General features: G+C 60.2%; 9 protein-coding genes. 7 read left to right on the forward strand and 2 right to left on the reverse strand.

The window, feature by feature from the left end; translation table 11 throughout:
* The first annotated feature begins 5 nt into the window (after positions 1 to 5).
* The 3 genes from ACO08A_RS19150 to ACO08A_RS19160 are packed head-to-tail and all read left to right on the forward strand — an operon-like array spanning position 6 to position 5,701.
* On the forward strand, positions 6 to 2,921 hold the full coding sequence (locus ACO08A_RS19150) for a caspase family protein (protein ID WP_422037549.1): 2,916 nt from the start codon (positions 6 to 8) through the stop codon (positions 2,919 to 2,921).
* 18 nt (positions 2,922 to 2,939) lie between these two features.
* On the forward strand, positions 2,940 to 3,401 hold the full coding sequence (locus ACO08A_RS19155) for a hypothetical protein (RefSeq protein WP_421984198.1): 462 nt from the start codon (positions 2,940 to 2,942) through the stop codon (positions 3,399 to 3,401).
* A 14-nt stretch (positions 3,402 to 3,415) separates the two neighbouring features.
* Complete coding sequence (locus tag ACO08A_RS19160) at positions 3,416 to 5,701, forward strand: glycosyltransferase (protein ID WP_422037550.1); 2,286 nt, start codon at positions 3,416 to 3,418, stop codon at positions 5,699 to 5,701.
* Positions 5,702 to 5,782: 81 nt separating this feature from the next.
* Here ACO08A_RS19160 and ACO08A_RS19165 read toward each other — a convergent pair whose 3' ends face one another.
* Together ACO08A_RS19165 and ACO08A_RS19170 are read right to left on the reverse strand one after the other, a co-directional pair.
* The gene (locus ACO08A_RS19165) at positions 5,783 to 6,457 is read right to left on the reverse strand and encodes a VPLPA-CTERM sorting domain-containing protein (protein WP_422037551.1); all 675 of its coding nucleotides are present in this window, start codon (positions 6,455 to 6,457) and stop codon (positions 5,783 to 5,785) included.
* A gap of 254 nt (positions 6,458 to 6,711) precedes the next feature.
* The gene (locus ACO08A_RS19170) at positions 6,712 to 7,257 is read right to left on the reverse strand and encodes a TlpA family protein disulfide reductase (protein WP_422037552.1); all 546 of its coding nucleotides are present in this window, start codon (positions 7,255 to 7,257) and stop codon (positions 6,712 to 6,714) included.
* 856 nt (positions 7,258 to 8,113) lie between these two features.
* Here ACO08A_RS19170 and ACO08A_RS19175 point away from each other — a divergent pair.
* From ACO08A_RS19175 to ACO08A_RS19190, 4 genes are all read left to right on the forward strand, one after another.
* On the forward strand, positions 8,114 to 8,374 hold the full coding sequence (locus ACO08A_RS19175; protein ID WP_420333343.1) for a DUF4212 domain-containing protein: 261 nt from the start codon (positions 8,114 to 8,116) through the stop codon (positions 8,372 to 8,374).
* Between the two features lie 11 nt (positions 8,375 to 8,385).
* Complete coding sequence (locus ACO08A_RS19180; protein WP_421984194.1) at positions 8,386 to 10,173, forward strand: sodium:solute symporter family protein; 1,788 nt, start codon at positions 8,386 to 8,388, stop codon at positions 10,171 to 10,173.
* Positions 10,174 to 10,276: 103 nt separating this feature from the next.
* On the forward strand, positions 10,277 to 12,106 hold the full coding sequence (locus ACO08A_RS19185; RefSeq protein ID WP_422037553.1) for a DUF294 nucleotidyltransferase-like domain-containing protein: 1,830 nt from the start codon (positions 10,277 to 10,279) through the stop codon (positions 12,104 to 12,106).
* A gap of 55 nt (positions 12,107 to 12,161) precedes the next feature.
* Positions 12,162 to 12,683 carry a hypothetical protein gene (locus ACO08A_RS19190; RefSeq protein ID WP_422037554.1) on the forward strand — a complete coding sequence of 174 codons (522 nt, stop codon included), beginning with the start codon at positions 12,162 to 12,164 and terminating at the stop codon, positions 12,681 to 12,683.

Genomic DNA, 12,683 nt, shown 5'->3' on the forward strand with positions numbered 1-12,683 from the left:
AAAACATGCGTTGGCCAATTCGGGTTTTGTTCAAGTCAACCGGAGCCATTGCGATTGCTGCGGTGGTTTTTCTTGCGCCTGCCAGGGCGCAGACAACTGATGCTCTTGCCGGGTCCACGTCCCGCGTCGCCCTTGTCATCGGCAATTCGGCCTATCAGTCGGTTGCGCCGCTCCCCAACCCGGTCAACGATGCGGAACTGGTGGCTGAAAAACTCTGGGAAGCCGGGTTCGAGGTCATTGAGACGCTCGATGGCGACCGCGAGAAAATGCTCGCCGATCTTGCAACGTTCCGCAGCCGCCTCCGGGAAGGCAGCGAGGCGCTGTTCTACTATGCCGGACACGGCGTTCAGATCGGTGGCCGCAACTACCTTCTGCCTGTCTCCGTCGCACCGAGGTCCGTTGAAGAACTGATCGAGCAGTCGATCGATGCGCAGCTTTTCGTGGACATCATGTCCAACTCCGGCGCCAAGCTGAACATCGTGCTGCTGGATGCTTGCCGCAACAACCCCTTCGGTGAGATCACGGACGCGGAATCGGAGACGATCGCATCGCGTGCGATCAGTCTCGGAGCCTCACGCGAAGAGGTCTCACGTGGCCTGGAACAGCTGTCGGAATCCAGTCGCGGCGGGCTTGCGGAAATGACGGCAGGCGACACGGAAACCGTGATCAGCTTCGCGACAGCGCCCGGGTCGGTTGCCTATGACGGCGAGGGCCGGCACAGCCCCTATACCCAGGCGATAGCCGACAACATCAGCGAGCCGGGGCTCGAGATCATCGATCTTTTTCGGCGAATTCGTGGCAGCGTGCGCGAAAACACGGCTGGGGAACAGATCACCTGGACGACGAGCACGCTCGAAAGCCGCTTCTATTTCATCCCGCTCGTCGACGATCTGCGCGCCGCGACGACGGGCATGTCCATTGCCTCCGACACGCTGGGCGGGCTGCCGCCACGCCGTATTATCGACCGGACATTCTGGCGTTCCATCCGGGACAGCGACCGGGCGGAAGCCTTCACCTCCTATATCCGGACGATGCCGCGGGGAGCCTTCGTTGAAGACGCGAAAGAGCAGCTCAGGCAACTGGGCGGCGATCCCGACAGTATTCTGGTTTCCGACACGGCACTCCCGGACACCGCTCCCGTGCGGGCCGGGATTTCCGGTGACAATGGCCGCAACGACATCATTTCGGCGCTGGACAGCGCGCGCCTGAACGTGCCGATCGGGGTTGGCGAGAAACGGCTCGACACCAAGGCCGGTGAAAATGGCTGGGTCTATGTCGAAAGCGCCTCCCGCCTCGGTGTCGTCACGGAGAGCTCCGGAAAAGCGCTGCACGGCGGCACGGTCCACTGGCTATCCGACACGAACGAACTGGCTTACACACCCCAGGTCGGTTCCAATGGTGGCCGCGACGCGTTCCGAAGTCTTGCCCTGGGAGACGAGGGCAACACTGCTCCGATCGAGGCACAGCTCGATGTCTACGTGGACGCGTGCGATATTCTGGCCGGCAATCCCTATGACAGCCAGCGCGTCACAGCAGGAACGCGGCAGTTCATCATCGACCGCAATTTCGATGCCGCCATCGAGGTGTGTGAAATCGCCGTTGCGAATTATCCCGACGTCGAGCGGTTCTGGGCACAGCTTGCACGTGCCTATCGTTCGGCAGGAGACTATGAAAAGGCAATCGAGTGGCAGCAGAAGGCCGTTGATGCCGGTTATGCTTCCGCCATGGTGTATCTCGGACAGATGTATCTCGACGCCCAGGCGGTGCCGCAGGACTATGCGCGGGCGAAGGAACTCTTCGAGGAAGCGGCGGAACGCGGCGAAACGGCCGCCTATACCGCGCTTGCCTATATCCACCGCGCCGGTGTCGGCGTTTCGCAGGACTACGCTCAGGCGTTGGAATTCTACCTGGAAGGCGCGGATCTCGGGAATGACTGGGCGATGACCAATATTGCCGAGTTCTACCAGAAGGGGATCGGCGTCGAAAAGGACCCGAACGAGGCAGTCACCTGGTACACGGCCGCCGCGAAAAGCGGCGAATTGACCGCACAGACGCGCCTGGCGCGGATGTACCAGATCGGAGACGGTATTCCGAAGGACTTCGAACAGGCGCGTTTCTGGTTCGAAACGGCTGCGGGACGGGGCGTGCCGAATGCGCTGACGCGGCTCGGGATCATGTATGAAAACGGGCAAGGGCTCGACAAGGACGTGGAGGCAGCCGTGCGGCTGTTTACCCGGGCTGCACGTGAGGACGACGCGGAGGCCTATTTCCGGCTTGGCCGGGTATATGCGTCCAAGCATCCGCTGTTCGACGACCCGGAACGGGCTGCGGTGCTTTTCGAACGCGCAATCGCGGGCGGTGTTTTCGGTGCGGAACGCGGTCTGGCACGTCTCCTTTTTGAAGGGCGTGGCGTTGAAAAGGACGTGCCGCGCGCCCGCGAACTGTTCGCTGCAGAAGCGGAAAAGAACCCCTGGGCAGCGCGTGACGCCGGAAGGGCATGGGCGTCAGCGGACGGAGTTGAACCCGACCTGGCCGAAGCTGCCCGCTGGTTCCGGGTCGCCGCCGAGGGCGGTGTTCCCTGGGCGGCACTTGATCTGGCTCGCCTGTCGGAAACCGGACGCGGCGTTCCCCAAGACAGGCAGGCCGCGCTGATCTGGTATGCTACGGCGCTGGGACTCAGCGACAATGCAAATCTGGCCGAGACGGTTGCCAAGAACACGGCATCTTATGGCCGGGAAGAATTTGTCGCAGCGGCACAATCGATGCTGTCGGAACTCGGTGTATTGTCCGGGCCGGCCGACGGGCAACTGGGTCCGGCAACGCGCCGGGCCCTGAATGAAGCCTTCACGTCACGCGGTCTGACACCGCCCGGCGATGAAATCACCCTCGATGTGCTGTCGAGACTGACACGAATGGATTGAGAGACAGGCGGGATTCCAATGGTCAAAAGCATTGCAGCTCTAATCGTCCTGACGGTGTTCCTGACAGGCTGTGTCAGTTCCTCAGTCAACCGTCCCGACGTCTCCATCGAAGAGGAAGTCGCCCGTCTGAAAAAGCAGGGATTCCGACAGGTTACACGGACGTCGGATGGAACGCGCATCCTTCGCTACAGCGGCCGGATAACCTCCGCGGTCGAGTGCAGGAGAAGCTCGAACAGTTTCGCCCCCATTCCTTCCAGGCGCAGAACCGCAGACGGGCAGACGCAAACCGTCACGCTTGATGCCTACCTGCAACTGTCGCCCGGATCAGACGGGGTGTTGAGGAGTTCGGGGCGCGACGGCATCTACATCGTGACGATCAAAACGCGTGGCCGCGGCGGAAATACGTCGCTGACCGGCATCAAATTCGGGCCACGCGGCCAGGCCTCTTTCAGGTCGGGCCTGACATGCCGCGCTGCTTGACCGGACAGTCGTAATTGTCACGGTCTTCCGCCTTACGGCTTGATATATGTGTTCTGGCCGATATCCGCATAGGGGATGCCGCAGCACCTTGCCACGCGGCGATGATCGAGGGACTGGCCGATGCGGGATACCGGGTCGGTGTTCTTCCTGTCGCACCTGCCGAAATCAAGGCGGATCCCTACTCAATCGACGCTACGTGGCGCAGGCTGTTTGCGGATGGCTCCGTGAATCGGCTCGCACCCGGCGTGCGCGCCGAATGCGCACTTGCGCTCGGGCTCGATGCCCGGCTGTTTGCATTGCCGATCGGCAACGTGTGTTCGATCACGGCAGACCAGCGTATCGTGACACTCGAGCGGCCGGCCGATTTCGCGTCGAAGACACAAGGAGAACTTGAGCGCGTCGCCGAACACGCCGGGGAAGTGCTCGGCGGACCGGTGGTCTGGGCCCCCACAACACGGGTTTGCAGGGATGCCTTATCCTGCTGCGCGCCACATTGGCCGACAACCGGTGTCGACTGGCTGCCGACCGTGCCTCCCACGGGTGTTGTGCGCAGGGAAGGGGTCGAGCGTGCCCGGCCCACGGTTGGAATGGGTCACTATGCGCGTGCGCGGTCCGGACCCTGGATGCTGTCCGTGGAGGCAGGGGCACGCGCGTTCCGCGCCGCCAATGTTCAATGGCGGCTGCTTGCGCCCCCGCAGGCCGAGCGCCCTCCGTGGCCGCAGCCGGCACCCGTTGAAGTGTGGCCGGACGATCAAATCGGGTTTTGCGAGTTTCTCGGAAAGGTCGATATCCTTGCGCATGACGGTCATGCGGCGGATGACCCGTGTCCGGTGGACGTTCTTTATGCGCTGCGCAGCGGTGTCGTTCCCTTTCTCGAACCCGAGTACAGATCCGTTTTTGCCGGAACAGCGATTTACGGACGTCCTTCCGAGACCGCCCAACGCGCGCTGGAATTTCACGAAAATCCGTCTCTGGGCGCCGACCTGCGGGCAAGTGGAAAGGAACTGGTCGAGAAGCTGTTCCTGCCGCAGGCCGCAGTTTCCAGAATACGGAAGCTTATCGGCAAACCTCGCGACAATCCTTATGCACCGGCCGTTCACTCAGCGCGCCCAAGACGGGTGCTATTCTATTCGACCAACGGGATCGGTCTGGGGCACCTGACGCGCCAGCTCGCCATCGCGCAGCGCCTGCCTTCCCGCCTTGCACCGGTTTTTGTAAGCCACTCCAAGGCCGTCGATATTGTCCATGCCCATGGATATGCGGGCGAGCATCTGCCGTATCATTCGGCTTATGGAGAGCGCAAGGAACACTGGGACGTGGCGCTTTCGGATGCCTTGACCGCAGCCCTGGACTTCTACCGCCCAAGCGCCCTGGTCTTCGACGGCAACGTTCCGTTCCTGGGGCTCATGAGGGCGATGGAGAGCTGCCCCGATGTGGCCAGGGTCTGGGTCCGGCGCGCCTTCTGGGGACCGAACCGGGATCTGGACGCCCTGGAACGCGGCACGGCATTCGACCTTGTCGTGGAACCGGGTGAACTGGCCTGGGCACGCGATGACGGTCCAACCGTGGGCTACAGGCATGAGGCCCTGCCGGTGCCGCCCGTGAGGCTTCTGGACGGGAACCAGCTTCTGGACCGGCAGGCCGCCTGCGCGCAGCTCGGTCTGGATCCTGGGCGCTTGAACGTACTTGTTGCGCTGGGCTCGGGCAACAACACGGATACCGGGCGCATGACGGCCCGGACGCTTGCCCATCTTCACGGACGCGCTGACGTCGGGACGGCCGTCGCCGAATGGCGCATCGCGGGTGAGACATCCGATCTTCCGGCGGGTGTCCAGCGGCTTACGGAATATCCGTTTGGCAAGTTTTTGAGCGCATTCGACTTTGCCGTTGCCGCCGCGGGCTACAACACGTTCACCGAACACATGGCGGAAGGGCTTCCGACTGTCTGGGTGCCGAACGAGCATGCGCAGCAGGACAGGCAGATACTCCGGGCGCGCTTTGCCGTGGCCCAGGGGCTTGGCGACATGGTGCGGCACAGAGCCGACTTTGGCCTCAAGGGCGCGCTCGACCGGATGCTTGATCCGGAACACCGCGCGACGATGCGTTCCGCACATGCGGGTATCGGACAACACCTTGCGGGGAACGGCGCGGTCGCGGCGGCTGAGGCGATCGCCAGTCTGTGCGAGACCGTGGTGGTGCGGGAAGCTGCCGGGCTTGAAGCGGGGGAACCGGACGGTGCCGTATCTACGACCCTCGATATGGAAATCACGGACGCGCCGCACGACCGCATCCCGTCCTGACATCCTTTCTCGTTTGAAACGAAAAACCGGGCCGATTGGCCCGGTTTTACCTGAATTGCCTGATCAGCAGCAAAGCTCTCGTCAGGCAGCCTTGCGCTTGCGCATCCGCATTCCTGCGAGGACGGCAAGGCCAACCGGGAGAAGCGCCATGCCCGCGGGCAGTGGTACAGCGGTGAGCTTGAGGTTGAAATCGCAAGTCGAATTGGTGCCGCATGGTGACCCCGGACCACCATTCGAACCCTTCGTAAAGAACCATCCGGACATGCCGAAATCCGTGTTCTTATCGTTGGCACCCTGGCCGTACTGAAATGTATATTTTCCGTATGCCAGAGGTTTCATGATGAGATTGTAGGTTTCGCTAATGCCGTTGATACCGGAGAGCGTCGACGACATCAGAAGGTCCATATAGGTCCACGTGGTTTGATCGCCATATTGCGTCCCCTTTGCGTGCGGGGCGTTTGTAATGGCCATCTGCTGCGTCCAATTCCGAAAGTTTCCGAAATCGAGACTGACCTGATAACCCGCAGACAATGGATTGCCCCCCAAGGTCGCGGTCCCGGTCAGTTTGCCGGTTCCGTTGTCATAACGCACGAACTTAGCGCCGCCCAGGAAGTGATATTGGCTGCCATTCATATAAAGGCTGTGGTTGCCGGAATTGTAACTCATCACGTCGTACTTTTCGACAACGGTCATAGCCGATGCAACCGAGACGCTGAAAATCAGGGTGAATGCACCCAGCAAAACGCTGCGCAGCATGGGGGGACTCCTCTTATCGCAATATCTAAACGCAATATTTTATTTGCATTAACAATAAATTTACCAGCTTTCCGGCGTTAGTCAACGCAATAGATGCCGTGAGGGCAGATACTCCAATGTGTTGCAACCAATACACACCCATTCCGCGAAATGATGGTTTCATTTGCGCATGCCGACTTTCTCACAACGGACTTGCAGACAGTCGCATTGATCACGCTTCAACCAGTGCTTCTCGGAAAGTGACCTGACTCGTTTTACAATCCCGGGATCGCTGACAATTGGTCCAAGGTTTCCTGGCTATCCCATTTCGCAGGTCCGACCATGCGTCCGATCTCGCGCCCGTCGGGGTCGATCAGGATCGTCGTCGGTATTCCGAAAACATTGAGTGTCCGCATGGTGTTCTGTGACGGGTCCAGGTAGACGGGCAGATCCGTCAACTTGTGGAGACGGTAGAAGCTCTCGATGTTACCGGCCCTGGTCGTGTCGATGGAAATCGGCAACACGCGAATGTTCTGGTTTCCGAGATTGCGCGTGAGCTGATCGAGTGCGGGCATTTCCTCCCGGCAAGGTTCGCACCAGGTGGCCCAGACATTGACGACCAGATAGGCTCCTTCGAAATCTCTCAGGGTCACAGGATTGCCCGCAGCATCAAAAAAAGCCGTTTCAGGAATCTCTCTCGGTGTCTCAAGCAGAGTGAAGCGGCCCGGGGGCAGGTCGCTGCTGAAGAGCAGCGGATAGACATTCGCGACGATGACGAAGCTGCCAATGAGTATCAGGAAAGTCGTGAGCGATGAACGCATGAAAGAAACTCTGGTTGCGTGCGACGTCCAGCCGGCAGGAGTTCTCCAGCATTCCATAGCGCCTCGTTTGAGATATTCAGGTTCGGTCCGGCAGTCGACCGCTGATGTGATCAAAAAAGTGTGTGCCGTTTCAATGCAATTCATCCAGATCACACGGACACCGGCACGCTGAGCGCCTGTCCCGGCTTTTCCTTCCCCTGCCGCATGGTTCTAGCCGGTGATGCTGTCGCCGCTCACGTTCCGCCACCACGAAGTAGCAGATTGCTTTTTGCTGCAGTGCATTATCAATTGGTTGAATACGTGACCTCATGGTGCCGGCGAACACGCCGTTTTCGGCAAGCACTCCGGTTCAACGCAACGTGCGGCGTCTTTTCCGTTCTCTCAAAACGGGAGAATTCTGCGGTTTTAAGCATTTAGACCTAAGTATTAATCCGTCAGAACAATAGTGTTCATACGTATGATTATACCTAAGTCGCGTAATTCCTAAGTAGTGTTGTAACGAAAGAAAGCGCTGCTAGTGTCCGGATCTCAATTCTGATCGATTCAGTCTTGCTCATCAAAGTTGTTTCTGGAATGCAAAGCCTTGTGAGGCAGGTTTTGCAGAATTTTGAAGCAATTTTTGAGTATAGTTTCTGGTTTGTCTTGTCAGGATTTGGTGATTGCTCGGTTTATGGAACCCTCGGCCAATTCCTGCTGCAAACGGATCAAGAATTTTCCCCGCCTCATGCTCAGGTTCCGCTTTCGTTTTGTGCGATGCGGGAATTTCTGTCGGAAGTCGAAACAAATCGAAGGAGAAGCAGGGCGCCGCTGACACAACCGGCCCCGGCTTGCAGCAGGACGAAGTGGAGGAGACGCCATGTCCGAAAACTCATCCAACAACGGATACTGGTCCGCGAACATGCGGATCATATCGATCAGCCTCGTCATATGGGCGCTGGTCTCTTTCGGGTTCGGCATTCTGCTGCGCCCTCTCTTGAGCGGGATTTCCGTCGGCGGGACGGATCTGGGCTTCTGGTTCGCCCAGCAAGGCTCAATCCTTGTCTTTCTCGCGATCATTTTCTTCTACGCGTTCTGGATGAACAAGGTCGATCGCGAACACGGTGTCGACGAAGAATAGGGGCCTGACAAATGGATCAGTTTACTATCAACCTGCTGTTCGTAGGCGGCTCCTTCGCGCTCTACATCGGCATCGCGATCTGGGCCCGCGCGGGCTCGACCTCGGAATTCTACGCCGCCGGACGCGGGGTGCACCCGGTCACCAATGGCATGGCGACCGCGGCTGACTGGATGTCGGCGGCCTCGTTCATCTCCATGGCGGGCCTGATCGCCTTCACCGGCTATGACAACAGCTCCTTCCTGATGGGCTGGACCGGCGGCTATGTGCTGCTGGCGCTGCTGCTCGCGCCTTACCTGCGCAAGTTCGGCAAGTTCACCGTTTCGGAGTTCATCGGTGACCGCTTTTACAGCCAGACCGCGCGGATCGTGGCCGTTGTCTGCCTGATTGTGGCCTCGACGACCTACGTGATCGGTCAGATGACCGGCGTTGGTGTCGCCTTCGGGCGCTTCCTCGAGGTCGACAACACAACCGGTCTCCTGATCGGCGCCTGCGTCGTCTTCGCCTATGCCGTCTTTGGCGGCATGAAGGGCGTGACCTATACGCAAGTTGCGCAATATGTGGTTCTGATCACCGCATACACCATCCCTGCGATCTTCATTTCGCTTCAGCTGACGGGCAACCCGATCCCGGGTCTCGGCCTGTTCGGAAATGACGTTGCCAGCGGCGTTCCGCTGCTGACGAAGCTGGACCAGGTGGTGACGGAACTCGGGTTCAACTCCTACACCGCGCACCATTCCAATACGCTGAACATGGTTCTGTTCACGCTGTCGCTGATGATCGGCACAGCCGGTCTGCCGCACGTGATCATGCGGTTCTTCACCGTGCCGAAGGTTTCCGACGCACGCTGGTCAGCGGGCTGGACGCTGGTGTTCATCGCGATGCTCTACCTGACCGCTCCGGCCGTCGGTGCCATGGCGCGCCTCAACATCACGGAAATGATGTGGCCGAATGGCGGGATCAATGGCGGTGCCGTTGCAGTCGAGACCATTGCCGAAGATCCGAAATATGACTGGATGGATACCTGGCAGAAGACGGGTCTTCTCGACTGGGAAGACAAGAACGGCGACGGCAAGATCCAGTATTACAACGACAAGAATGCCGAGATGCAGACCCTGGCCGCCGAAAAAGGCTGGGAAGGCAACGAGCTGACGAAGTTCAATCGCGACATTCTCGTTCTTGCAAATCCGGAGATCGCGAACCTGCCGAGCTGGGTCATCGGCCTGGTGGCAGCAGGCGGTCTTGCCGCGGCGCTGTCGACGGCTGCCGGATTGTTGCTGGCCATATCTTCGGCGGTCAGTCATGACCTGATCAAGGGCGCCTTCAATCCGCAGATCTCGGAGAAGGGGGAGCTCCTGTCGGCGAGGATAGCGATGGCGGTCGCCATTGTCGTGGCAACCTATCTGGGGCTGAATCCGCCGGGATTTGCCGCACAAACCGTGGCACTCGCCTTCGGACTGGCGGCGGCATCGATCTTCCCGGCGCTGATGATGGGGATCTTCTCGACCCGCATCAACAACACCGGTGCCGTTGCCGGCATGCTGGCAGGCCTGATCGTGACGCTGGTCTACATCTTCCTGCACAAGGGCTGGTTCTTCATCCCGGGCACCAACACCTTCACGGATGCCGATCCGCTGCTCGGCCCGATCAAGTCGACGTCCTTCGGGGCAATCGGCGCGGCTGTGAACTTCCTGGTCGCCTATGTCGTATCCGGCATGAGCAAGGAAACGCCGCAGGCGATCAAGGAACTGGTCGAGAGCGTCCGCATCCCACGCGGTGCCGGCGTCGCGCAGGACCACTGATCGCATCGCCCGGCGGCTGGTTTCCGGCCGCCTGGCCCAATATGATCCCGTCCTGCCCGGTCATGCGCCGGGCAGGACTTGTGTTCAAGACGAGGCGGTTCGAATGTCCTTGAGCGTTGGCCAGATTTCGGCGTTCCTGAAATCGCTGCACCCCTATGACGCGCTTTCACACGACGTGCTGGAGAAACTTGCGGAGCGTTTCCAGGTCCGTCACGTCGACCCCGATGCCCATATCTACAAGTTCGGTGAACAACTGCCCGGTCTTTTCGTCATTTACGAGGGCGGGGTGAAGATCCGCGATGAAAACAGTGTCGTCGTCAGTCACCTGGTTCACAGGAACACATTCGGCGAGCGTGGGCTTCTGAAAGACGGAGCTGCAGCCACGTCCGCGCAGGCGGACGAAGCGTCCGTCCTCCTGATGCTGCCACCTGCCGATTTCCGCAAGCTCATGGACGAACAGCAGGTCGTCGCCCGATTCTTCGACCGGGCGCGCAAGGCAAGCGTCCGCAGCAAAGACCTTGCCACGACACAGGCAGAAACGCTGATGGCACGCAACCCGGTCACTTGTGCACCGGATGCATCGGTCCAGGAGGCGGCCAGAAAAATGCGCGACTTGCACATTTCCTCGCTGTGCGTGACGGACCGGCAAGAAACACTGCTTGGTATCGTGACCACGCGGGACCTGACGGGAAAGGTTCTTGCCGAAGGTCTGCCCGGAACAACCCGAATTGCCGACGTCATGACGAAAGAGCCGATGGCGTTGGCGCCTTCGGCGATCGGCACCGATATCCTGCACCTGATGATGGAGCGACGGATCGGGCACATTCCGATTGTCGAAGCCGGCCGTCTCGCTGGAATGGTGACGCAGACCGATCTGACGCGCTTCCAGGCGATCAGTTCGGCCGACATGGTCGGCCAGATCACACGCGCGGCGACAGCCGAGGACATGGCCGCGGTGACTGCTCACATCCCGCGATTGCTGCTTCAACTGGTGGCCTCAGGCAGTCCGCACGAGGTGGTCACGCGGCTGATCACAGACATCGCCGACACGGTTACGCGCCGCCTGCTTGCTCTGGCGGAGGAGAAGCTGGGTCCGCCCCCCGTGCCCTATCTCTGGCTTGCCTGCGGCTCCCAGGGGCGCCAGGAACAGACGGGCGTGAGCGACCAGGACAATTGCCTGTTTCTTGATGATGCGGTAAGTGACAGCGACAGGGACGGCTATTTTGCGAATCTCGCCCGTTTCGTCTGCGATGGCCTGAACACGTGCGGCTACGTCTATTGCCCGGGTGACATGATGGCGACGAACCCGCGCTGGTGCCAGCCGGTTGGTGTCTGGAAAAGCTATTTCGAGGGCTGGATCCGGAAACCAGACCCGGAAGCGCAGATGCTGAGTTCAGTGATGTTCGACCTGCGCGCCATCGGCGGCCGCAAGGAGCTCTTTGAAAACCTCCAGGAAGAAACGCTCAAGGCCGCGGCCTCGAATTCGATCTTCGTGGCGCACATGGTCAGCAATTCGCTCAAGCACCATCCACCTCTCAACCTTCTGCGCGGCCTGGCCACGATACGTTCCGGTGAGAACAAGAATGCGCTCGATACCAAGCTGAACGGCGTGGTGCCGATCGTCGACCTTGCGCGTATCTATGCGCTGCAGGGGCAGATCACGGCGGTGAATACCAAGGCGCGGCTGCTGGAGGCGCGCGCGAGCGGCCGGCTCAGCCAGTCAGGGGGCAGCGATCTGCTGGACGCCTACGATTTGATTGCGGAAACCCGTTTGCTGCATCAGGCCGGTCTGATCAAGCTCGGTCAGAAGCCGGACAACTTCCTGCAACCATCGTCTTTGTCGGATTTTGAGCGAAGTCATTTGCGGGACGCGTTTGTCGTGGTCAAAACGATGCAGTCCTCAATTGGGCACGGTCGCGGAATGCTGGGCTAAGAAACAGCAGAAGCGGAATGGATGGGTGGACGCAGACCCGTCCGGGAGGAAAGAAATGTTTGTCGAGCTGATTGCAGCCTTTGTCGCCGCCATTGCGGCAGCCGGTGTTGTCATGCTGGTCAACCGCTTGCTGGGCGGCCGCCTGCCGCGCTGGTTTGCGCCGGTGGCGGCCGGTGCCGCGATGATCGTCACCACGATCGCCAACGAATACGGCTGGTTCTCGCGGACGAAGGAAGCCTTGCCCGAGGGCATCGTGATTGCCCAGACAATCGAAAACAGAGCGTTCTACAGGCCCTGGACCTATGTGCAGCCCTTCGTGGAGCGGTTCGTCGCGGTCGATGTCGGAACCATTCGCACGCATCCGGACCGGCCGGGCGAACGTCTAGGGGAGACCTACTTCTTCGGCAGATGGTCGCCCGTCAACAAGCTCACCGTTCTGGCGGATTGCGCAGGCAGCCGACGGGCTGCACTGGCCGATGCCGTCGTGTTCGAACAGGGCGGTGCCGTGTCCGGCGCGGACTGGATCCACGTGCCCGAAGACGACCCGATCGTTTCAACTATCTGCGGAGCGGAATGA

Origin of the sequence: Roseibium sp., assembly GCF_965232425.1 — a bacterium.
GTDB lineage: Bacteria > Pseudomonadota > Alphaproteobacteria > Rhizobiales > Stappiaceae > Roseibium.